Below are 22,563 nucleotides of genomic sequence, written 5' to 3'. Positions count from 1 at the left end.
CGAACACTATTTTCTTTGTTTTACCTCTATTTCTCCTTAACCGAGCAGTATTGAGTTGGTATCTCTCCCCACCTTGGGCTCAAACAATTCCGCCCGTTGAGGTAAATTTACTGGAGAGAGTTTACCTGAAAACTACGAAAACATTTGGTTACTGTTCTGGTGTCCAGTGGAAACATGAGTGTTGGCTTTATACAGTCATTTGTGGTGATGAAATTGTCCACGCTACAGAACATCAAATCATTGGGACTGGTCAATTAGAAGCTCTCACAGTGCAAAAACCTGCTTTCGCTTTAGGACAGAAAGTAATTCTTTGTTCTTATGGTGATGACACAAGACAACGGCTGATTCTGGGGGTTGTACTTGTGGATAAGTTTTGGTTTTACCTTGTCGAATTGGTATCGCCAACATTGACCGAAACACCGACTATACTTAATCGCTTCTCATTGGTCGGTGAAAAAAGTTTGGTACGCGTAAATGCCTGAATCAGTTCACTATTTTGTTCAATAAACAGGTAATGAATTATGTTGATACATTCATGGCGCGGCTCAGAAATTCAGCAAATGCCCCAAGATGGAGAAATAGGTAGATACAGTATCCCAAAGGGCTATGTGAATGCAACTCAAATGTGCGCGGCAAATGGGAAACTTTGGGGACATTACAACGAAAGAAAATCTACAAAAGCTTACTGGTTAGAGCTTTCTAACGACATCGGGATTCCGATATCGTCACTGATAATCGAAGTTGAAGGACGTGGAAGTGTTCAAGGTACTTGGGTATATCCAGAGGTAGCAATTGATTTAGCTCAGTGGGTATCTATTCCATTTCGCATCTGGGCGAACAGAACCCTAATGAAGGTAATGTTCTCCAGTGAACTAGAGCAAGAACCAATACCAGAGCCAGAGAAACCGCCAAAAGCATTAGTCCCGTCCCATGAAGCTGCACAGTTAGCTCTGTTGGTGGGTGAATTCGCTGGGTTAGAAAAATCCCTCACCGCACAGTTAGCTGTTAACGCTGCCACCAGAGTTAATCCCGCACTTAAACCAGCAGCCGATGAACTCAAGTCGGCGTTCGCAATTACCAATGTCAGTGATGACACATATCTCAAGCCTACAGATATTGGCGAGAAAGTTGGGATGAGTGCAGTGGCAGTGAATAACTGGTTGATTCATGCTGGCTTGCAATACAGAACTGATGACAAGAAAATCCCATATCGTCCAACCGACTTAGGTAAGCAATGGGGGCGGATGGTTTCAGCGATCGCTAAAGGTTCAAATCAGACTGTCTTTCAGCTACGGTGGTTGCCAAGCATTACACAATTGTTTAATGAACGCAACTGAGGTGAAACAGTGGAAGAACAGATTGATGAAATTGGTAAAGAGATTAGCCGTGCAAAATACGATCACGCTAATTGAATTACAAAGTATTCACAGTTAAGTTAGCAACTTTCTCATAATCAATCAAGCATCTTAACTCTTAATAACAAAGTAACCAACATGAAAGCCATAGTCACAGTAGTTGAAAAAGTTACATCTGAAGCCCACATTAATATTCCTGACGGTTTAGCAGTAACAGCAATTAAGCAGCATATAACAGACCTCTATAACAGTGGTGAGATGCTGACTGAGATGAACATTTTTCACGTTGATTTTGAATCTATTAGCGCTCACATTGATTCAAAACCTTATATCACTTGGCATCAAGGCAACCCTTATGATCACCGTCAGTATTACTTTTGCAAACTGGGAAGATTTAGCTTAACTCTGTTAACTGACACAGAGCAAAATTTAACTCGTACAGAAGCTTATTTGGGGAATTTTAAGCAACTTATTTACATATCAGAAAAAGAGATATCTAAAGAATTGGCAACAGTCGAACTCCAAAATTTCTTAAGTAGATTAGCTGTTGAACTTCAAACTTTAAGCCACATTGAATTTTCAGAAAAAGTCTGAAATTAACATTGAAAATAACAGGAGTTAAACATGAGGCTAACAACATTAGAAGGTGAATACCAGTGCATCGTGATTGACCCTCCTTGGTTCTATCGGTTGAGAAATCAGGATAAGACTCACCGAAACCGCATTAACTACAAGCCAATGCACATAGAAGAAATACTGTCATTGCCTGTTCCAGACTTAAGCCATCCTACGGGGTCAGTTCTTTGGCTGTGGTACACCAACAATCACATGATTGAAGCCGCACACTGCTTAGAAATATGGGGATTTGAACTCAAAACCATCCTAACTTGGGAAAAAGTTACTAAGGATAACACTAAAACACATCTAGGTGTCGGTCATTGGTTGCGGAATTCGACTGAACATTGCGCTTTGGCTGTTCGTGGGAATGTGAAAGCTTTTGCTGGACGGACACTCACAAACCAGTCAAGCATTTTACACTCACCCCGTCGTGAACATTCACGTAAGCCGGAACTGTTTTTTGAACTTGTAGAAAAGCTGTGTCCTGATATGACCAAGCTGGAGATGTTCGCACGTTCGTCTAGAGTTGGCTGGGATTGTTGGGGTGATGAGGCTCTGAAGTTTGATCAGCCTGTTGAGGAACGTGATGGAGATACTTCGTTAAGTGCTTAATTAGAGCTAATTTAAGCACTTAAAGTGTACTGAACCTAGAAAACTAAATATTAAATTCTTCAATGCTAATTTTCTGGCAGATTGTCAGTTGTAGAAGACTGGTATATTTGACGCAATTCATCAACTGTAGTTGCTGTTTTTATCCCATTTCTCACTGCTCTTAATAGTTCAACGTCTGACAATGATGAAATTTCTGGCACTAGGTTTAATGCTTCAGGGCCAAACTTGAGTTCCAAGCCTAATTTTATTGCTTCTACCAATTCTTCCATTCGGGCAATTCGCTCAAATGATGTCACGTACTGCATACGTTGTTCTGCCTCTAATTGTTCTACTTCCCGTTGAAATTCTCGCTCTAAATCTAATGGTAGCGTCAACATCCAGTCAATAAAAGCCAAAAGGTTAACAACAGCCTCGCGTTCAAACCCCTGCTCATATAGCCGACGTACTAAAGCCAGTTTTGACTGCTTTCTTTCTAACCTATCACTCAAGGTTTGCATTGCCGCTAAGTGAGCCATTACCACTGTAGCGAATGGATTACGACTGGCTTCTAGCTCCAAGAACCTTTGTTGATAGTCTAGCAGCTTGATTACAGGAAACTGAAAATCAACTGTACAACCAAACAAATCGTACCCAAACTGCGATGGTCGCCAGTTGATGTTGTCATCCCCCAGTACCGCGCATGATGCAACAGAGCGATCGTAACGGTCAAAAATCCGATAGTTATAAACAAACATACGTTTCGGAAAATTGCTTTCTTCTTGGCTTTGGACTTCGACATGGATCAATAGCCAAGATTCTTCACCCCCAATACGGTAAATTTTCACCAATTTATCAATCAGTCGCTTTCCTAATTCCGCATCACGGACTACTTGCTGTAGCTCCTGGTCAAGAAACTCAAAACCTCTACTCCAATTAATTTCACTATGCGCTTGGGGAAAAAAGAACAACATGAAATCTTCAAAATACAACTGTAGTATTTGCTTCCAAGGAGAATCGTATTCAGTAAGAGGTGTTTTATTTGCCATTTTCAAATGTATTGTCTAATTTCAAATTTCAGAGGTATTTATGCCAACAAACATAGAATGGACAGACTTAACAGATAATATCATCCGTGCCAAGGGAGGCGGTTGGTGGTGTCAAAAAATCTCAGAGGGATGTAAAAATTGCTATAGCGAAAAACTGAATCAAAATTCTTTCTTCGGTGGAAACAAACTACCCTACTCTGGGCAACCACCAGAACTAACACTTGATACAGAAGCTATTCGGAAATGGGGCTTTCAAAGGAAACCTAAAAAGCATTTCGTTTCTTCAATGACCGATGTTTTTGGTGAGTGGGTTCCGCGTTTTTGGCAACATGAAATATTAGACGGAATGTTCGTAGCACCAAAGCAAACATTTCAAATCCTTACCAAACGCCCAGAAATTATGTTGTCATCTGTAGATGAATGGCTTTCTAATCATGGGCTAGAGGAATTACCTTCTAATATTTGGGTTGGAACTTCTATAGAAAACCGTCGCACTCTTGAAGAACGTAGTCAATTCCTTGCCCAAATTCCAACTAGTGTTAGGTTTTGGTCAGTTGAGCCATTACTAAAAGATTTGGGCGATATTAGCCAATATTTGAATGATGTCCAGTGGCTTATTATCGGTGGTGAATCAGGGACAGACTCTAGACCATGCCATATCGAATGGGTCGAGTCTCTCGTCAAACAGTGCAACGAGTCAAAAACGCCTGTATTTGTCAAGCAATTGGGGTCAAATATTTATTTGAATCAGCAACCTTTTAAAACAAAACACGCCAAAGGCGGCGAACTTGCTGAATTTCCCCAACAGATACAAATTCGGGAATTTCCCAACTTCACTTGTGATTAGAAACAAATCCCTCGATTGTTAAGAGACTTTCGAGGGAAGGCAATTTTTATTAGGTATATCATTATGACTTTAGCAGAAAATCAGCTTAATAATCGGACAGCTTTTGAAGTCTTCATTCCCGGTTTTTTTGATGATTATCCACTTGAATCATCAGAATTCCGGCTGTACGCGCATATCCAAAGAAGAGCGGGTGTAAGCGGTTGCTTTGAGTCTATTCCGAAGATGGCTAAACATTGTTACATCGCTCTCAAAACTGCCAAAAATGCTATCAAGCTTTTACTAGCCGCCGGAATGATTGAAATACAAGAACGTATTGGAACTACTAACATTTATACTCCCACTTCACCTTCTTTGTGGGTTTCTCCTGACCAAATTCAATTACTTCGTTCACAAATCAAGACAACAAAAGAAACCCCAGTCAAAATTAACCCCAGTCAAAATTGCACGGGGGGTGGGGTCAATTTTGCACCCAGTGGGGAGGTCAATTCTGCATGGGGGGTGGGGTCAATTCTGACCCACAAAGGTATTCCCATTAAGGTAATCCCATCTAAGGAATTCACACTAAGTGCAGTGCCCCCAAAAAACGAGTGTGTGTGTGAAGAAACTAACTTGGATTTACAACCAAACCAGGAAGAAGAACCAATTCCCGAATCTTCGTCTTCACAATCAAACCAGGAAGAACCAATTCCCGAATCTCTCACTTCGTTGTCAAATCAATCCGAGACTTTGCATCAAACAGACATTCCCTCATGTAGACCTACTATTGCGGCGGGTTTGTTCGATAAAAACGAACAAGCGAACAAGAAACCAAGCAAACCAAGATTTCAGTCGATTGATGATTTGCTCAATCACATCTTGCTTGACCCCGGCATCTTAGCATCTGAGCCTTTACCCGCAGTTTACAGAAATGAAATCAAGCTCCGTTCTTGGCGTTTCCCTTGGCGCACTTCTTGCAGAGACAAGATTTACCAAACCTGCGATCGGCGTTTGGTGGAGTTAATCGCTAAGGAGAGAGCCGAGTGGGACAAGGTTAATTGGCAGCAAAAAGTCCCCACTGTGATCAAATCAATCAGCAATTTGGAGGTGAGTAAAGCTGGTTTAGAAGAACTGTTGGTTTATTGGTCAAAAGTTCTTGAATTATCTACGCCACAAACTGAACAATCAAAAGCCAATGACCAACCCATCGGTTACTACTCAAATCGTTCTCTTGATTGGCATAAAGCGACCTTCAGTGAACTTCTAGACCGCATGGATGAAGTTGGTAAAGACAAAGCGATCGCTTCTTTCAGCAGCCGTTATGACCAACAAGATCCAGGTGCAACGCTCAAATGGTTAGATTGGTTAAAACTTACACATCCTCAAATGTATGTGTACTTACATCCGCAAGCTGCGTGAGCAATATGGAATCTAGATTTTCTAGAAATCAAAATTTTCAAATGAGGTGAACTATGGCACAAGACAAAACAAACTTCACATCCCAACAAGACCGTTTACCCCCACAAAGCATTGAGGCTGAAGAAGTGATACTCGGTGGCATCATGCTCGACCCAAGTGCCATGAGCCGAATCAGCGATGCCTACGGCGGTAAACAACGCTTGGTAAGAGATGCTTTTTACATCAATGCCCACAAAGACATTTACCAAGCAGCCCTACGACTGTACAGCCAAGGATTACCAACAGACTTGCTTTGCATTACCAACTGGTTGTCTGATAATGGTTTATTGTTCCGTATCGGTGGACGCAATAAACTGGCCAGTCTGCTTGACCGTACTGTGTCAGCTGTGAACATCGATGTTTTAGCTGACTTGGTAATGGAAAAATACCAAAGGCGGCAGTTAATCCTTGCTGGCACTGAGATTGTTCAACTCGGCTATGCCACCGAAACTGATTTACCTGTAATTCTTGACGAAGCCGAACAAAAAGTCTACTGCATTAAGTCTGAGCATTCTGCCTCTGACTTGGTTCATATTTCTCATGCCCTAGCCGACACTTTCACCGAAATAGAAGCACGTCATGCTGGTACAGGTTCACCAGCACTGAAGAGTGGATTTTATGACCTGGACAGTATACTCGGCGGTGGTTTTCGCAAAGGACGGTTGTATGTACTAGCTGCTCGTCCTTCTGTTGGTAAATCCGCTTTGGCTGGTAATCTTGCTCTCAATGTTGCCAAAACTGGGAAGATGCCTATCTGCGTTTTCAGCTTGGAAATGTCTACTGATGAGTACGTACAGCGATTCTTGAGCAGTGAATCTGGCATTGAAAATAACTTCTTGGAAACTGGGAATGTCTCTGACAGCCAGTGGCAACCTTTAAGCGTGGCGATCGCAGAATTAAGCGAACAACAGATTTTCATCAACGACGAATCTTGCCCTTCTCTTAATGAAATCCGTAGCCAAGTCCGCCGAATTTCATCCCATTACGGTGGTGTTGGGCTTGTGATCATTGACTACTTACAACTAATGGCTCTTGATACTGATTCACGGGTGAACATGGCTCAACGAGTCGGTGAAATCAGCCGAGGATTAAAAAGATTAGCCAAAGATTTGGATGTGCCTGTACTGGCTTTGTCCCAACTCAACCGCGAAGTTGAACACCGTAACGATAAACGCCCTGTACTAAGTGATTTAAAAGACAGTGGTGCTGTTGAGCAAGACAGTGATGTTGTAATCATGCTTTACCGCGAAGAAATGTACAACCCCGATACCCCAGATCGTGGCATTGCTGAGTTAGTTGTTCGCAAGCAACGCAATGGACCTACTGGTACAGTCAAGCTTTTATTTGACCATCAGTTTACCAGATTCAAGAATTTATCTCGTGGTCGTAGTTTTTAAGGCTCTACTGGAGGATAAACATTGTCTTTTACGCAAGATAGGGAACTGAGAATGATTGAAACTTACCAACAGCTTTTACAACTTTGGGCGGCTCTTGCCCCTGATGAATGCTCTACCACTGACAGGGATTACAGGTTTAAGGTAAAAGTGCTGCCCGAAGTTGAAAAGTGTTCTTTCGATAACCCCTGGCGTTCGGTTACTTCCGAAAATCTTACTTGGCGACTTGATGTAGCTGAAGATGTAATTCTCAGACAGTTGAATTTTGTTCTTCTAACAGTTTTACATCGCTGTTCTAACCGTCAGTCCAATATTCATTTCACTTTCATAGAGCTTGGAACTATCGCCACAATCTGCAATGGGCTGAAGTCGCAAATACATCCACATCCGGCACTTGCGGCATTAGACGCTTATGTTCAATTGCTGAAGTTTTAAAACCCATGAAAGCACTTTCAGTCCGTCAGCCTTGGGCATGGGCAATCATTTATGCTCTCAAAAACATAGAAAACCGTGGCTGGCCTATCAATTATCGCGGCGACATTCTGATTCACGCCGCAAAAACCTGCACCAAAAAAGAGTACCAGTCAGCGAGAGAATTTTGCCAAAGAATGGGGGTAGAAATTCCAGAACTAATCTCTTTACGTCGTGGCCAAGTCATCGGTATAGTCACAATAGTGGATTGCAAGTTTTCACAAGTTGCGTCTGGCTGGGGGATGCCTGGGCAATATCACTGGAAGCTGGAGAATCCGTGAGAGATTACACCGATTCCTTACATTGGGCGATTGGGGATTTTTGAAGTACCAGATGATTTGGTCATGGAGGTGGCTGCTTGACTAAATCAGTAATATTTGAGTTATCTGCAATACCCGAAAAATTCTTAGAAGACGACCTTAGAGCTTCACAACTGCATAGCCAAGGATGCCTCTATCCGTATCTCGAAAAGAAAAAGCTACTTGATGGCTCAATAGTTTTTTACCCACGAGTTATAGGCCAACGTGACCCAGACAACCCGATTCAGTGGCGATGGGGTTTTAACTGGGAAGAACGAGTTGATGGATTATGGAAAGGACGAAGTATAGGCTCAATTCCCCCTGGTGCTGTCCACATGATTCGTCTAATGCAACAGCAGGGGGCAACTAGGGAAGATATTACCGCCTTTATCAAAAAAGCGAAAACCAAAAAGCCATCACCAAAATTAGATGTCTGCAAAAATTTTGATAACACAAAAATAAAACCAGTTCTTCCAGATGACGCACCGATCGCTATAGTACTTTTCGCTGGTGGCGGCGGGATTGAAGCGGGGATGGTGCAAGCCGGGATTCGTCCAGTTATTGCAGTAGAGTTTGACCCAAGTAAACCAGACTTGAGCAGGGCGATCGCTCTCAACCATCACCGTAACTTTCATGAATATGGCTGCAAAATCATTCAGCTAACAGTTCAAGAAATAGCACAGTTAGGATTTCTAGGTTTTCCCCGCCGCCCCGATTACCTCCACGCCTCCCCGGTGTGTGCCAACTTCAGTCAAGCTCTGCAAAAGCGGGTAAGGGTATTGAAACGGCTGATGATCTGAGTGCAGCGATCGCAGTAGCAGAAGCCATCCGACAGTTGCAGCCACGGGTGTTTACGCTGGAGAATGTGCCGCGCTATCAGAACAGCCAGAGTTTCAGTATTATCCTGGATGCTTTGGAACTTGAGGGGTACTCGGTCGATTACAGCGTGGTCAACATGGCTGACTTTGGGTTGCCCCAGGCGCGGCGGCGGTTAGTTCTGGTTGCAAGCAAAGGTTTTCAGGTTGCCCTATCCACGAAGAGTAAACCTTGTGGATGGTACGAGGCGATCGGGCATCTCATCCCCACCATGACCGATTCCCAACTACTCTCCAAACAACGGCAAGCGGTAGAACAATTTCTGACGGCTAACGAACCAACGCCATTGCTAATAGAAAGAGTGGGGGGACGTACAAAGTCCAAGTATAAACCTGGACACTTACCCTGTAACACTATTCTGCGATCCCACTTCACCGACCACAAAGGTTGCAACCGTAGTAAGTTCGCTGATATCTGGTTGCCTGATGGTACGGTCAAGTCTTTGTCAATTGCAGGAGCGGCGAAGTTACAGGGTTTTCTTAATTGGTATGAATTTCCCAAGGAAACTGCTACGGCGGGGTCAATCATTGGCTACTCTGTACCACCCAGTTTTGCCGCGCAGTTATTTACTCACATACAGAAAAATGAGTTATCTCAAAAAGATTAAGGGTAAGTAATTCGGATTAACTACCAACAGTTTTGAAATCATTTTAGTTACAATGCCCTAATTAAAGTGCCTAGAGTTGGCGTACCTAAAACTGAAGAGGCTAAATTCCCTGGGATATTCCCATCAATTATCCAGCAGTCAATCCCTAAACTAGAAATAGTCAAAAACTCCTCAACTTTCTTAGCCATCCCGCCAGTAACATCTACTGATTTGCTCTTGCCCAAGAAAGGTTTAATCTGAGAATAGTTAGCTTGAGTAATATTGGAAACTACTTGCCCATCTTGGTCATATACACCTGCATAATTTCCAACATTTATTAGTCGAATTTTAAACTTACCTTGAAGATAGAAGTATTTCGCTAGTTCTGCAAGCATTGCATCTGTCGAGAGGACAGTACCACCAATAGCTTTATCTAGAACTACATCACCGAAAACTAAAGGAATTAAACCTACTTGTAGACTACTTTCTATCACACTAAAGTCACTCTTCAACAGTTTCTTATTATGAGTTATTGTCATAGTAATAGGTGGCAAACTTACCACTGGTAAACCTGCCTGTAAAAAACTTTTAGCTAGTAGAAAATTTAAATCTAAAGCATCTTGGTGAACTAAGCAGAACCCTAGTTTTTCTCCCTCACCTGAAAAACCGTTAATTGTATTATATTTATTCGCTGATTGGTGGGCAAAAGAACCAGCACCGTTACCAATAATAAGTTTCAGATTAGGATTTTCACGTTTGATTAGGCTCACTTGCTCAACCAGTTCTGTTATAACTTCTCTTCGAGCAGTATAAGGTTTATCCTTGTCAGTAATTAAGGAACCTCCTAGCTTCACTAATACTAATTCCATAATCAAAGCTTTTGAGTATATTTACTGAGAAATATGCCAAATCTATTTACAGATATTTTCGTAATCATTTATCTTTTCTGTCAAGATTGTTGTGCTGAACTAGTTGAGACTAAAAAGCTGCAATTGGTAGCTTCGAGGATTTATCAGAGATGAACGGTTGATTTATGCAACGCTAACTCCCTATTTTAGTTTTCATCTAGCAATGCCTTGCCTTTCCAACCGTGACTGCGCTTGGATTTTCCGGCTCTTGTGCTGGTTTGAGGGCTGACTTTGGTTTATCGGGAGTTGTGGGGGTGAGTCTTTTGCGCTTGGAGGTTGGTTGGTTCATGCAACCACCTCCAGACTGTAGGTGGTTGCTCCCGTATTGAGTTGTGTCATGATAGGGGAAGAGTTTTCTAATGTATCCCTAGCCTCACGAGAACGTTGGGGTTTTTCATCTATTTCTTATATATTTGCATTTCTTCTTAAATGGGTAAACACAAGAAAAAGCAAAAGAATGTCCCACCGTGGTTGGCGCACGAGAATCTGTTTATCCCTAAAACTGGCCAGCAAATAACTACAGATGCAGGCTGGGAAAAAATATCATTTGATGATGCTGCTAAATTTTTTAGCACCCAAACCATTCAAGATTGGTACGAATCTTTCATTGAAGGGTTTGATGATATCTCTGATTTACTATTGGCACAGGGTGTAGATATCGATTTAGAAGATGAAGCTGCTGTAGATAAATTTTTGGATAACTACAAGCCTCAACATATCAATGTAGTTATAGCTAAAGCTGTCTATAATATTCATTCTTGGGTCAGAGTTCTACTAATTTCCACTCCTGAAGATGAAGAATACTATTTTCACAACCATGAGATTAAGGCAATTCGTTTAGGCATTGGGTTGCGAAGGTATCTAAACTTAGACATTCCAGTAATTAATGATTGTCAAGATGCTGTGAGATATCTGCAAGGTAAATACCCGAACATCGCTTGGCAACCTAGACATTGTGTTTCGGTTGCTCATCGCCTGAAAATTGCTCAAGCCACCAAGGTCTACAACGAACAAACCTGGGATGAGGAGTGGAACGAAGTTCTGGATGAAGAATTAATTGTATCCGCTCAGTAAATCGAGGTAGAAACAAAAAATCAGAATTTAAATTGGGCGATCGCTTACGTTAGGCGCACTTTCACAAAAATACTCTACCGAGTTATTCACATCAATAGAGTATATAAATTTACTATAATCATCTTTTACCAGCATTTAGCTGATATCTTAGTAATTATTTATACCTCTGTATAAATACTGCAAATCTTGCCTATAGTTTACGTGGGGTTTCCCTTGCGTCGGCACAGGCAACTCATACCATTTCTTTGTGAGGCTGCGCTAAATTCTCTTGGCTTCTTTCTTTGCGTTCTTTGCGCCCTTTGCGGTTCGTTTCTTATTTAGTTTAGCGCATCTTCATACAGAATTGGTATCACAACCGAACACTAAAAAAAACCTATGTTTCGACTCGGTGAGTTGGTCGAGTTTCGATTTTACGGTGATGGGTCATCAATTCAGATTGTCCAGGGCATTTTTAAGCTATGTAGGCAATAACTAAGGCTCTATTCCTTCATCAATCCAAGCATCAATTGCTGTTTTTACCTCTAATTCAGTCACGGCAGACCATTCTTTTTCGTTGATAGTTGTTTTAAATACCGCTCTTTTACCGTGACCAACTTTTTCCATTGAGTGTCCGCGATACACATTTTTAGGCTTAATCATTTTTCTTAATCATCTTTATAGAATATTATAAACTTTCGCTCAACAACATAAAACGTTGACTTAGCTAATCTCCCATAAATCCTTGCAAAAGAGATTTACAAAAACTATGATTCGTAGAGCGAAGTTAAACTAATTTGCATTGAGCAATGATGGGTATTTTTGTTTTTATTGTAGACTTCAGGGGTAAAGACAAAGATATTGATGCCTCACTAGTCTTTTTTAGCGTGCATTGGCACAACCAACACTTTATCTACTCGGTTTCCATCCATACTAACTACTTCAAAGCGTAATCCTGCCCATTCAAAATGTTCAGCCACTAAGGGAATATGCCCTAACTGGTTGACGACAAATCCCCCTAAAGTTTGATAGTTTACCCCTGCTCCTGGTAACAATTTTCTGATATCTAAAATCTCTTTCAACTCATCAATTGGCAACAGTCCATCTAACAACCAAGACCCATCTTCACGTTGCACCACATCAGGATCTGCTAGTTCTTCACTGGTTGGGATATCACCTACTATCGCTTCCACAATATCAGTGATTGTCACCAAGCCTTGTGTCACCCCATACTCATCTACGATTAAAGCAAGGTGAGTCCCAGATTTCTTAAATAACTCTAAGAGATTCAAAGCCTTCATGCTTTCCGGCACATATAAAAGTGGCTTTAGTAAGGCTTGCAATTCAATGGCTTGGCTTGGATTTTGGGCTAAAAATTCTTTGGTTTGCACAATACCTAATAAGTTATCAATGCTCTGTTGACCAACTGGGAAGAATGAATGAATGAATACTTTCAATAACTTGGCTGCGGATTTTTGACAACGGTTCATCAATGTCAAGCCAAACCATCTCTGTACGTGGTGTCATAAATGCACTGACTTGTCTGTTACCAATATTAAATACTCGCTCTACTACGTCTTGTTCCGCTTCTCCCAACAGACCTGCTTCATGGCTAGCTGCCACTAAAAGCTTCAATTCTTCAGTCGAATGAAGCAATTCTTCGCTACTTCCTGGTTCCAAGCCTATAAGCTTAAGAACCAAATTTCCTAAACTATTCAAAGCTTGCACAGCAGGCCGAAATATCACTAAATATAGTTCTAAAAGATTTATAACCGCAAAGGCTGTTCTTTCCGTGCGCTGGAGCGCTAAACTTTTCGGAGCCAATTCTCCCAAAACTATGTGGAGAGACGTAATGATTGTAAAGGCAATCACTACTGATAACGTATGAGCGCTAGTTTGCGATAAAGATTTTGGCAGCCAGTGGAAACCGGGTTCGACCAGTACTGCAATCGCTGGTTCTCCAAGCCAACCTAAGCCCAAAGAAGATATGGTAACACCAAGTTGGGTCGCTGCTAGATAAGCATCCAAGTTATTTACTGCCCGTTGTAAAGCTTTTGCACGGGGATGACCTTGAATGACCAACTGTTCGACACGACTACGGCGAAGCGCAACCAAGGCAAATTCAGCCGCCACAAAAAATCCGTTGGCTAGCACCAAGAAAATCACCGATAGCAATTTGCCCGCAGTAAGCCAAGTCAATGGACTGTTCATAACTATCTATTCTAGCCTTTGAACCTAATTACTACCGCGATTATTTTGTCAACACTAATTGCTACCTATTTGCCGACCAATGGTCGGCAAATATTCTTTCGATATGTGGGTAGACACATCATAAGTTAGAGCAATGCCGTACCACTTGCCTACGGCACGCGCCGCGAACGTGAAAGCAAGATTTGACAGGCTATTCGGCATCGCCCTCCGCTCCCGTCCCCAAAAAGCACTCCGCACCCATAAAACAAACGGCAAAATGTCTCTGATTCGCTGATAAGTTCTTGTATTCTGAGATATCTTTTCTTTGTGCAAAGCCGAATGATTCCTATAGATATGAAACGACTCATCAAAAAAAATCCTAACCCAGTTCGCAAGAAAACAGAAGTAACCCCACCACCCACTGAACCTATTGAGATGCTTGAGAATCAAAATATTCCTGAACCAGTAATTGAACGCAATCCACCTGTGTACATTGAAGACTACGTTTCCGAATCCGAATACATTTCTGAACACTATCGCCCCCTCCGCTCTGTGGGTAACTCTGGGTGGCAACCGTCTGATGTGTGGCGCGAGTTGAGAGTTGATGATTTTTGTCGTGGGTAAATTAAGCTCTGACTGAATAAAAATTAATATATCATGCTAATTTGCGTTCAAAAAAGCTATGAAATGCTTACTAGGCAATAAAAATAAACATTATTTACTAGTTTTTATTGGTTTTAGCACTGATTCGGGCTTTTGAGCTTTATTGTCGAGCCAGTTTTGATATCTAACTAATAATTTGGCATAACAGATACTGAAGAACCAAAATTATTAAGCCTTAAGCAAACTAGAAAATTTTCTAGCTTACTTAAGGTTTCGTTAAGTTATAGAGTTAAATATAGTGCTTGAATGAAAGTCTATATCCAGAGTAGTTAGTCAACTTCACTTTTGTGTAAAAAGCGAATGAATATTAGATGCAATTGTATGAAGATAATGTTTACTAAATTCAATTGGCAATACTTGCTGATTATACGCCTCTTGCAAGGCTCACTCCAATTGCAATTTGTTTAACAATATTTACCAAAAATACAAGCTCGTTTCAAATGTTATAAAGTTCATATAAATGATTTATCAGTGAAGTTTTGGGCTACAAGTAAATATTCTGGGGAGGGATGTGCTAAAAATGGTTTTACGGCAAGTATGCTGTGGTTAACATCTATATATTTGTTAAGTATTGCACAAGGCATTTAAAGTCTAGATAATTCATTAAATTTGGTTAATATAGCAAGTCATGAACAAAAAATGGGCTGCCAAACGAATCACAATAAATCTTGCATCTGCTGAAAACGAAAAACTTGAAAAATATTGTGCAAGTACAGGTAGACCTGCAACTGATGTGATTCGGGAGTTGATTCGCTCTCTCTCCATAACCGAGTTGTCAGCGTCTGAACAGACTACACCTACCCTAAAATATGATGTTCCCATTCTGAAATAATGGCAGTTGAATAACTTGGGTTTGTTTGGCGTTATCCAAATTGGACAAGGAAATCCCTAGCAACCTAATACTGCGGTTTTCCAGTGAAATCGACTCAAACAGCGCTTTGGCTATCTCAAAAATCGTAGAGAGTTCACTGATGGGAGCAAGCATTGTTTTACTGCGGGTTAACTGCTGATAGTCAGAGAATTTAACTTTCAATGTTAATGTGCGGCCACGCGTTTCGTGCTGCTCTAACCGTTGCTCGACAATTTGGGCAATCTGTTCAAGTTCTTGCAACATCTGGTTGATATCGCTTAAGTCTTGTGCAAACGAGGTTTCTGCACCAACTGATTTACGAACTCGATTTGCTTCAACTAGGCGATCATCTTCTGCTCTGGCAATCTTATAGTAATAATTACCTGCTTTACCGAAGTGGTGTGTTAACTCAGTCAGCGATCGCTCCTTTAAGTCTGCACCAGTGTGAATGCCGAGTGAGTGCATTTTCGCCGCCGTAACTTCTCCTATCCCGTGGAATTTTTCAATTGCTAGCTGTTCTACAAAGGCGATCGCATCCTCCGGTAAAATCACCGTTAGTCCATTCGGCTTATTCTGCCCTGATGCCATTTTTGCAAGAAACTTGTTAATCGACACGCCTGCGGTTGCTGTCAACTGAGTTTCCTGGAAAATCGCAGTTTTAATATGTCTTGCGATAGTAGAAGCGTAGGGGATGTTTTGCCTATTCTCAGTAACGTCAAGGTATGCTTCATCTAGCGCAACCCCTTCCACTAAATCACTGTAGCATTTAAAGATAGCGTGGATTGAAGTGGAAATCTCTCGGTAAACGTCGAATCTTGGTCTGACAAATATCAGTCCGGGGCATTTTGCAATTGCTGTTACTGACGGCATCGCGGAATAAATCCCAAACTTACGAGCTTCATAACTAGCTGCTGCAACTACGCCTCGCTGATTCGGGCTACCACCAACGACTAACGGTTTGCCTCGGTAGCTAGGGTTGTCCCTCTGTTCCACCGATGCGTAAAAAGCATCCATATCAACGTGAATTATCTTCCTCGTCTGCATTGTTGTTGAAGTATTAGTATTTCTACCAAGCGGCGAGAACGACTATTCTCTGGTAAATTTGTGATTTAATCTGGATATTTGAGAAATTTCTCACCACAATAGTACATTAGCACTAGTGCTTTTGAGCTTTCATCAGCTTTTTCATTGAGAAAGTTCTTGTAACAATAACGTTACACTTGATTGAATAGCATTTTGTCGTCACGTTGCCAACGCACGGTATGAGAGGGAGCAAGGGCATGACCTTTTTTTTAATTAAAAATTAAAAGTTAAAAATTAAAAATTAAGAAGGATAATAATTTTTAATTAATTTGGGGTACAAACCCCCACTAAATCAAAGATTTCAGTGGTCTACAATCAATAAATAGTGGGTTCAAGCCCCGACTGATAGCGCCGACAGCAAGCGAACCCACGTAAGCGTTGCATCTTGCAATTTTTAATTCATAATGTTTAATTTTTAATTGGAGCGAAGCGACTTGACTATTGGTGTTTGGGTTCTCGGAGATCAACTTTGGTCACAGCAATCAGCACTGCAAAGTTGCTTGCAACAAAAGCAACAGACTCCCGTAATTTTTATTGAATCTCTAACTCATGCAGGGCAACTTCCTTATCACCTGCAAAAACTGGTATTGGTCTGGTCAGCCATGCGTCACTTTGCTGCCGAATTGCGATCGCTTGGCTTCCCAGTAACATACGCTCAAAGCCAAGATTTCAATACACCTTTACTCCAATGGATTGAACAATACCAAATTACCGAACTGCGGGTGATGACTCCAACAGATCGCCCTTTTGCTAGATTAATTCAAAAGTTAAACTTGACAATTAAAGTCACTTTTACACCAAATAACCGTTTTATCTGGAGCGATCAACAGTTCATTGACTGGGCAGGTGGACGCAAACGCCTAATCATGGAGGACTTTTACCGCCAGGGACGACAGAAGTTCAACATTCTTATGTCCGGTAATCAACCTGTCGGTGGTCGATGGAACTTTGACAAACAAAATCGCAAACCACCAAAAGGCAAACTGACCTTACCCGAAGCTTTATGGTTTGAACCAGACTCAATTACACAAGATGTAATTGACTTCATTAAGCAATCTGAGGCATTCCAGGACAATCAAAGTTACTGGCTCCTTGAACCATTTCGCTGGGGTGTAACGCGACAGCAAGCACTACTTGTAATGAAGTTTTTTATCGAAACACGTTTGTCTTCATTCGGGCCATACCAGGACGCGATGGTGACTGGCGAACAGACAATGTGGCACGCGATGCTTTCTCCCTATCTCAATATTGGATTGCTTCATCCCTTGGAAGTTGTTCAGGCGGCAGAACTTGCATATTTAGACAACAGCAACGACTGGGAGCTAAACAGCATCGAAGGCTTTATCCGTCAGGTGCTTGGCTGGCGAGAGTATATGCACGGTGTTTATGTTTACCTAGATGATGACTATTCAGAACGTAACTGGTTTAACCACACTCATCCACTACCTGCTTTTTATTGGACTGGCAATACACAGATGAATTGTCTGCACCAGATTCTAACTCAGGTCAAACAAATCGGTTATGCCCACCATATTCAACGGTTGATGGTGTTGAACAACTTTGCAATGATAGCAGGTATCTCCCCCCAAGAACTTAAGGACTGGTTTCATGCCGCCTTTATTGATGGTTACGATTGGGTAATGCAGACTAATGTTATTGGTATGGGGCAGTTTGCTGATGGTGGGATGATTGCGTCTAAGCCCTATGCTGCTTCTGCTAACTACATCAATAATATGAGCGACTATTGTAAAAATTGTGCTTATAATCCTCGTGAACGCACCACTGAAAATGCTTGTCCTTTCAACTTTTTTTATTGGGACTTCCTGGCTCGTCATTACGACTTGCTAAAAGACCAGCCACGTATGACTCAAATACTGCGTAACTTGGAGCGCCTCTCTGCATCGGAACTTCAAAAAATCCGCTCTCTGGCTTCTAATTGGCACACCACACAAGCAGCAACCGTTGGACAAGGAAATGCCCAGTAGCTTGATGCTGCGGTTCTCCAGCAAGCGTGGACTCAAACTGTGCTTTGGCTATCTCAACTCAAAAATCGTAGAGAGTTGACTATTGATAACTTTTTAACTGTCTGTTTATCTCATCTCCTCAATATCCACAATATGAATATCGACCGATTGCAAGAACTTAAGCAGAAACTGACGAATGACGCAGACTTGTCCGATATCTGGCTATTTTATATGGATCATTTTGCGGATCTGCCGGAATTCACTGACATGGGTGAGCCTGCCTATAATGAATATTTAGATGCTGTCCTCCAAAAAACTTGTCAGCAGATGTTTGATAGGGCAATAAAGATTAGTGACTTTTTGCTAATCTACATCGCTCCATATCATTTATTTCATGGAGCTTTCTTTCTTGAAGGGCGTATTGGGGGTGTGATTTATTTTGAGGATATCAAAATTGGGTTAATTGCAGTGTCGGCAGATTATCCCCCTACCGATGCGGTTAAGTATTCACGTTTTACTGAGATGATTCAACTGTCGGCTCCTAATGGCAATGACCGCAATTGAGAGAAGCACAACTTATAGATGTTTCAAAAAGTACGATTACATTTCTTGAGACGGCAGCCGCAGTTTTGAATTTATGGTTGTTAAAAGAGGTTTTGTTGGATTGCAACAAGACAAGACGATTTCTCAAGGGCAGTGACTCTCACGAAAATACTCTACTGAGTTATTCATCTCAACAGAGTATATAAAATTACATTTATTAACTCTCATTAAAATTTAGTTTATACAATACTAGGTATCCATACCTCTGTATAAGTACTGGAAATATTGATTGTAGCGATCGCCAACTTTTCTTTTCCATTAATTCGCCTCCACATAGTTAGTGGAGCTGATTACTCAACATGAGAAATGAAAAACGCAGATATTACAGTGTAGCCAACGAAAAAAATCACAGTCGATATCATAAAAAACTCCTTTTTTAGCCAAAAAGTAAATAATATTTATTTACTTTAAATTTATAGCTAATACTAAGTGTAAACATCTACTAAAAGACTACTCTATTAAATGTCTAGAGGATGATTCGGCTTAACAAAATTATCTTTCATAGTCAGGGTGAAGTATATCTCAATAATTACAGTCATTATTGAGATATACAAATCACTAACAAGTGAGTAAAATTATTTTGGTCTGAGCAGGGCTACTCACTAAAATACGGATAAGGAAGAGTATGCTGCTCAAAGTTTGCTTGTTAGGCTACTAATGTCAGGCACTTACTCAGAAGAAAAGTACTTTCGCCTCAATCTTGGGTATTTGATTTTTTAGCTATCCCCAGATTCAGATCCCTCAAATAAGCGATCGCCATAATGTAGTCTATTGTTAGTGTGGAAACGAGCTATGCACAATACTGCTCATCTCAAGGTATATCCTTGACAGCAAGACAATAAAACTTTTGGGTTTGCTTGGGTTTGCTCCGAGAACTAGCTCTTTCCTACCTTTGAACAACCGATGCCAGTATTTGGTCAATCGCTGCCAGTACATCTGTATCTAGCTGTACTCCTGATGCAGCCGCATTATCAACAATTTGTTCTGGACGGCTAGCACCAATAATTGCTGAAGACACACGCTCATCTCGTAGTACCCAAGCCAGAGCTAATTGTGGCATACTCAACCCCAAGTCTTGGGCAATGGGTTTGAGCTTTTGTACTGCTGTTAGTGTACGCTCGTTAAACAACTCCTCCATCAAAAACGAATTCATCTTTTCGTTAGCAGCACGAGAATCTGGAGGTGCAGCTTGTCCTGGCTGGTATTTACCTGTGAGTACACCTTGAGCTAACGGCGACCAAACAATTTGACTGATGCCATTAGCTGCACATAATGGAAACACCTGTGCTTCCGGTTTGCGCCAGAGCATGGAATACTGGGGCTGGCTGGAAACAAAGCGTTCAACATCAGCCAAATTCAGTGCTGCTTGGATCTGCTGCGGACTCCATTCGCTAAAACCGATGTAACGAGCTTTTCCCTGACGCACTACCTCAGTGAGTGCCGTCATCGTTTCTTCTAAAGGCGTATTTGGATCGTAGCGATGGCATTGGTACAGGTCAACGTAATCTGTACGCAGTCGCTTTAAGGAAGCATCAATTTGTTTTCTGATTTGGGCTGCTGAGAGTCCTCGCTCAGTGGCTGACATGGGAAAGAAAACTTTGGTCGCTAAGACATAACTTTCGCGCTCAGTACCAAGCAATACTTCTCCCAAAAATGATTCAGCCCCTCCCTGAGCGTAAACATTTGCAGTGTCAATAAAGTTAATTCCAACCTCAAAAGCTTTGTGTATACAAGCCTCTGCATTTTGCTGCTCTACACCACCCCCATAAGTCAGCCAGGAACCGAGACTAATTTCGGAAACGCTCAACTCGCTGTTTCCTAATTGTCTGTATTTCATTTGTATTTCTCGTTTCACTGTTGTTTTCATCTTGATTAATCTCCAAGAAGCTATTTTTAGCGTATTTACAAACTTTGTCTCAAGCCACCACAGCTTTCCTCATTCAAATTGCAGATATTTCGTTTGTTTAAATATACCTAATGAAGAGTCTCAATCTCTGCGCCACTACTGCGATCGCTTTAAGGCATCTGCCCGAAAAAGATGATATTTATGTCCAATTAATAAATTCTTCGGCAAGAGACTCGTATTTTCCATCGATTTGGTGTACCTTGTTAATTCTGTGCAATTATTAATACCTAACTTCTTGCAACTTTACAAGGGACAAATTTTAAACCAATGCCTTCGAGGGAATACTCAATGAATACTTTTAATGAGATACATACAAAGAAAATCATCAAAAAATCCGACAAGCTTACCATCAGACAGATGAAATTAATCGAGGAGGCTGAAGACCAACAACTTCTAGCTAATACTGTCAATTCTACTGCCCCTGTGATTGAAATTGAGGAGAAAACAGTAGCAATTTCAGAGCTTAGAGTTCCTGACTATGTTCTATTCCTTGACAATCCTCCAGTACAATCTGTGGGCAATTCCGGCTGGCAGGTTTCTGATGTCTGGCGGGATATTCGGGTAGATGATTTTTGTAGTTAATTAAGGCAAGCAATTTGTATTGCTAGACGGTTGACCATCAAGGCGGTTGCAATTATCCACGATCCGAAGAGATTGAGGGACAGGCACCCGATCGGGGAGAAAAGTTTTCCCGAATGCATTCTTCGGCAGCAATACCTCTGTCTCTTCGCTGAACCAATATTATGGCAACCGCCTGAGCAACTTTTGTAAACTATCTTTGCACTCAGTCAAAGCTATAGTTGCATTGTGCCTATAATAAGTTACGGCTAGCCATAACTAAAAGTTAGCACCATGTTAGTGTGTATCGCTGGATTACGCATCAAAGGCGATACCAAAGACAAACAAAATTTATCGGCAGCGCAATAGTTTCTATTCCGTGGCTAACATGCAACCAGAGCGATCGCATGTTGGTGAGTGTCACTGTAACCAAAAGATTGCCGTTTTTGAAACCATAATCTTGCCGCAGACATAGCGCAAAAGTAGATTATTACGTTTAGTAGCCAAATAGAAAAAGTTGAGTTTTGAAATGATAAGCTTGCCGAAAGTATAAAAATCAAGCATAAACCTGCCGAAAGTTACGGTATTTCGTATGCTCAGCGACCGAGAGTTTGAAGACTGGTGTCGCCGCCTTTGTTTACCAGAGACGACAAAAGAGCTGGTGCAAAAAATACGTAATTCAGAACCTGTGAGGAAGGTAGGTGGCGGAGCAAAAAATGTTTGCGGCAGTTATCCAAGTCGCAAAATGGGGAAAACGATTCAGTTTGAATCTCATAAAGTAGAACTGCCGGCGATCGTAGAGTGCGAAAACGATGAAGATGTATTAGAGTACTATGACCAGCCAATTCGTCTAAGTTTATCATTTCATTCCCTGAGCGGACGTTGTGTAGTGACATCTCATACCCCGGATTTTTGGGTGATGCGGTGTAATAGTGGGGGATTTGAAGAATGGAAGAAGAGTGAAAGGCTCAAAACACTAGCTCAGAAACAACCTGCACGCTATCAGCAAAACGAAGATGGTTGTTGGCACGCGCCACCAGCAGAAACGAAAGTTCAAGCAATGGGACTATACTATTATTTACGTACAGATCAAGAAATCAACTGGATTGCTTACCGGAACTATCAGTTTCTTCAAGGTTATTTCAATCAAGAAAACACAGTTAAAAAAGAGGTAAGAAAAACAGTTGTTGAGTGTATTACGGCTAACCCTGGAGTAAGTGTGATTTTACCCCCTGCGTGACCAAATTTTAAACCATAACGTGACCATAAGT

Annotated in this window: 27 protein-coding genes; 18 read left to right on the top strand and 9 right to left on the bottom strand. The window is 41.4% G+C overall.

The window, feature by feature from the left end:
* Window positions 1–8: 8 nt before the first annotated feature.
* From RM368_RS33975 to RM368_RS33960, 4 genes are all read left to right on the top strand, one after another.
* A complete protein-coding gene (locus tag RM368_RS33975; protein ID WP_322698137.1) occupies window positions 9–482 on the top strand; it encodes a DUF1392 domain-containing protein in 474 nt (157 codons plus the stop codon).
* 39 nt (window positions 483–521) lie between these two features.
* A complete protein-coding gene (locus RM368_RS33970; protein WP_322698136.1) occupies window positions 522–1,337 on the top strand; it encodes a KilA-N domain-containing protein in 816 nt (271 codons plus the stop codon).
* A gap of 156 nt (window positions 1,338–1,493) precedes the next feature.
* On the top strand, window positions 1,494–1,949 hold the full coding sequence (locus RM368_RS33965) for a hypothetical protein (protein WP_322698135.1): 456 nt from the start codon (window positions 1,494–1,496) through the stop codon (window positions 1,947–1,949).
* 30 nt (window positions 1,950–1,979) lie between these two features.
* A complete protein-coding gene (locus RM368_RS33960) occupies window positions 1,980–2,585 on the top strand; it encodes an MT-A70 family methyltransferase (protein ID WP_322698134.1) in 606 nt (201 codons plus the stop codon).
* Between the two features lie 65 nt (window positions 2,586–2,650).
* Here the strand turns inward: RM368_RS33960 and RM368_RS33955 are convergent, their stop codons facing one another.
* On the bottom strand, window positions 2,651–3,610 hold the full coding sequence (locus tag RM368_RS33955; RefSeq protein ID WP_322698133.1) for a cytosolic protein: 960 nt from the start codon (window positions 3,608–3,610) through the stop codon (window positions 2,651–2,653).
* Between the two features lie 40 nt (window positions 3,611–3,650).
* Between RM368_RS33955 and RM368_RS33950 the strand changes: the two genes are divergently transcribed.
* From RM368_RS33950 to RM368_RS33920, 7 genes are all read left to right on the top strand, one after another.
* Entirely contained in the window at window positions 3,651–4,457 is an 807-nt protein-coding gene (locus RM368_RS33950; RefSeq protein WP_322698132.1) for a DUF5131 family protein, read from the top strand.
* 63 nt (window positions 4,458–4,520) lie between these two features.
* Window positions 4,521–5,852, top strand: a complete 1,332-nt coding sequence (locus RM368_RS33945; protein ID WP_322698131.1) for a hypothetical protein — start codon at window positions 4,521–4,523, stop codon at window positions 5,850–5,852.
* A gap of 53 nt (window positions 5,853–5,905) precedes the next feature.
* On the top strand, window positions 5,906–7,288 hold the full coding sequence (gene dnaB / locus RM368_RS33940) for a replicative DNA helicase (RefSeq protein WP_322698130.1): 1,383 nt from the start codon (window positions 5,906–5,908) through the stop codon (window positions 7,286–7,288).
* A gap of 51 nt (window positions 7,289–7,339) precedes the next feature.
* Entirely contained in the window at window positions 7,340–7,720 is a 381-nt protein-coding gene (locus tag RM368_RS33935; RefSeq protein WP_322698129.1) for a hypothetical protein, read from the top strand.
* Between the two features lie 5 nt (window positions 7,721–7,725).
* Window positions 7,726–8,037 carry an ASCH domain-containing protein gene (locus RM368_RS33930; protein ID WP_322698128.1) on the top strand — a complete coding sequence of 104 codons (312 nt, stop codon included), beginning with the start codon at window positions 7,726–7,728 and terminating at the stop codon, window positions 8,035–8,037.
* Window positions 8,038–8,114: 77 nt separating this feature from the next.
* A complete protein-coding gene (locus tag RM368_RS33925; RefSeq protein ID WP_322698127.1) occupies window positions 8,115–8,855 on the top strand; it encodes a DNA cytosine methyltransferase in 741 nt (246 codons plus the stop codon).
* Window positions 8,792–9,538, top strand: coding sequence for a DNA cytosine methyltransferase (locus RM368_RS33920; RefSeq protein ID WP_322698126.1), 747 nt, complete (start codon window positions 8,792–8,794; stop codon window positions 9,536–9,538). The genes RM368_RS33925 and RM368_RS33920 overlap by 64 nt, the downstream gene beginning before the upstream one ends.
* A 47-nt stretch (window positions 9,539–9,585) precedes the next feature.
* Here the strand turns inward: RM368_RS33920 and RM368_RS33915 are convergent, their stop codons facing one another.
* Both RM368_RS33915 and RM368_RS33910 read right to left on the bottom strand, forming a co-directional pair.
* Entirely contained in the window at window positions 9,586–10,386 is an 801-nt protein-coding gene (locus RM368_RS33915; protein ID WP_322698125.1) for an isopentenyl phosphate kinase, read from the bottom strand.
* A gap of 196 nt (window positions 10,387–10,582) precedes the next feature.
* Window positions 10,583–10,714 (bottom strand): hypothetical protein, encoded by a 132-nt coding sequence (locus tag RM368_RS33910; protein ID WP_322698124.1) that lies wholly within the window; start codon window positions 10,712–10,714, stop codon window positions 10,583–10,585.
* A 140-nt stretch (window positions 10,715–10,854) separates the two neighbouring features.
* Here RM368_RS33910 and RM368_RS33905 point away from each other — a divergent pair, with 140 nt between their 5' ends.
* Window positions 10,855–11,499, top strand: coding sequence for a hypothetical protein (locus RM368_RS33905; protein WP_322698123.1), 645 nt, complete (start codon window positions 10,855–10,857; stop codon window positions 11,497–11,499).
* Window positions 11,500–11,970: 471 nt separating this feature from the next.
* Here RM368_RS33905 and RM368_RS33900 read toward each other — a convergent pair whose 3' ends face one another.
* The 4 genes from RM368_RS33900 to RM368_RS33885 all read right to left on the bottom strand — a co-directional run bounded on the left by RM368_RS33900 (window position 11,971) and on the right by RM368_RS33885 (window position 13,887).
* The gene (locus RM368_RS33900; protein WP_322698122.1) at window positions 11,971–12,138 is read right to left on the bottom strand and encodes a hypothetical protein; all 168 of its coding nucleotides are present in this window, start codon (window positions 12,136–12,138) and stop codon (window positions 11,971–11,973) included.
* 209 nt (window positions 12,139–12,347) lie between these two features.
* Window positions 12,348–12,866, bottom strand: a complete 519-nt coding sequence (locus tag RM368_RS33895; RefSeq protein WP_322698121.1) for a transporter associated domain-containing protein — start codon at window positions 12,864–12,866, stop codon at window positions 12,348–12,350.
* 16 nt (window positions 12,867–12,882) lie between these two features.
* Window positions 12,883–13,686 carry a hemolysin family protein gene (locus RM368_RS33890; RefSeq protein ID WP_322698120.1) on the bottom strand — a complete coding sequence of 268 codons (804 nt, stop codon included), beginning with the start codon at window positions 13,684–13,686 and terminating at the stop codon, window positions 12,883–12,885.
* 54 nt (window positions 13,687–13,740) lie between these two features.
* A complete protein-coding gene (locus tag RM368_RS33885) occupies window positions 13,741–13,887 on the bottom strand; it encodes a hypothetical protein (RefSeq protein WP_322698119.1) in 147 nt (48 codons plus the stop codon).
* Between the two features lie 117 nt (window positions 13,888–14,004).
* Here RM368_RS33885 and RM368_RS33880 point away from each other — a divergent pair, with 117 nt between their 5' ends.
* Both RM368_RS33880 and RM368_RS33875 read left to right on the top strand, forming a co-directional pair.
* On the top strand, window positions 14,005–14,289 hold the full coding sequence (locus RM368_RS33880) for a hypothetical protein (RefSeq protein WP_322698118.1): 285 nt from the start codon (window positions 14,005–14,007) through the stop codon (window positions 14,287–14,289).
* A 667-nt stretch (window positions 14,290–14,956) separates the two neighbouring features.
* The gene (locus tag RM368_RS33875; RefSeq protein WP_322698117.1) at window positions 14,957–15,160 is read left to right on the top strand and encodes a CopG family transcriptional regulator; all 204 of its coding nucleotides are present in this window, start codon (window positions 14,957–14,959) and stop codon (window positions 15,158–15,160) included.
* On the opposite strand, the gene dinB is transcribed toward RM368_RS33875, so the two are convergent.
* Window positions 15,131–16,222 carry a DNA polymerase IV gene (gene dinB, locus RM368_RS33870; protein ID WP_322698116.1) on the bottom strand — a complete coding sequence of 364 codons (1,092 nt, stop codon included), beginning with the start codon at window positions 16,220–16,222 and terminating at the stop codon, window positions 15,131–15,133. The two genes, RM368_RS33875 and dinB, sit on opposite strands and share 30 nt — an antisense overlap.
* Window positions 16,223–16,695: 473 nt before the next feature.
* Here dinB and RM368_RS33865 point away from each other — a divergent pair, with 473 nt between their 5' ends.
* A complete protein-coding gene (locus RM368_RS33865) occupies window positions 16,696–18,246 on the top strand; it encodes a cryptochrome/photolyase family protein (RefSeq protein WP_322698115.1) in 1,551 nt (516 codons plus the stop codon).
* A 39-nt stretch (window positions 18,247–18,285) separates the two neighbouring features.
* Window positions 18,286–18,789, top strand: coding sequence for a hypothetical protein (locus RM368_RS33860; protein ID WP_322698114.1), 504 nt, complete (start codon window positions 18,286–18,288; stop codon window positions 18,787–18,789).
* 925 nt (window positions 18,790–19,714) lie between these two features.
* Here RM368_RS33860 and RM368_RS33855 read toward each other — a convergent pair.
* Window positions 19,715–20,695, bottom strand: coding sequence for an aldo/keto reductase family protein (locus RM368_RS33855; RefSeq protein ID WP_322698113.1), 981 nt, complete (start codon window positions 20,693–20,695; stop codon window positions 19,715–19,717).
* A 327-nt stretch (window positions 20,696–21,022) separates the two neighbouring features.
* Here RM368_RS33855 and RM368_RS33850 point away from each other — a divergent pair, with 327 nt between their 5' ends.
* Together RM368_RS33850 and RM368_RS33845 are read left to right on the top strand one after the other, a co-directional pair.
* Window positions 21,023–21,316 (top strand): hypothetical protein, encoded by a 294-nt coding sequence (locus RM368_RS33850; RefSeq protein ID WP_322698112.1) that lies wholly within the window; start codon window positions 21,023–21,025, stop codon window positions 21,314–21,316.
* A 568-nt stretch (window positions 21,317–21,884) separates the two neighbouring features.
* The gene (locus RM368_RS33845; protein ID WP_322698111.1) at window positions 21,885–22,532 is read left to right on the top strand and encodes a Tn7 transposase TnsA N-terminal domain-containing protein; all 648 of its coding nucleotides are present in this window, start codon (window positions 21,885–21,887) and stop codon (window positions 22,530–22,532) included.
* The last annotated feature ends 31 nt before the right edge of the window (window positions 22,533–22,563 follow it).

This window comes from Nostoc sp. DedSLP03, assembly GCF_034530815.1.
Taxonomy (GTDB): Bacteria; Cyanobacteriota; Cyanobacteriia; order Cyanobacteriales; family Nostocaceae; genus Nostoc.
The sequence above is the reverse complement of the archived record's forward strand: the minus strand, read 5'-3'. Positions and strand labels throughout refer to the sequence as shown.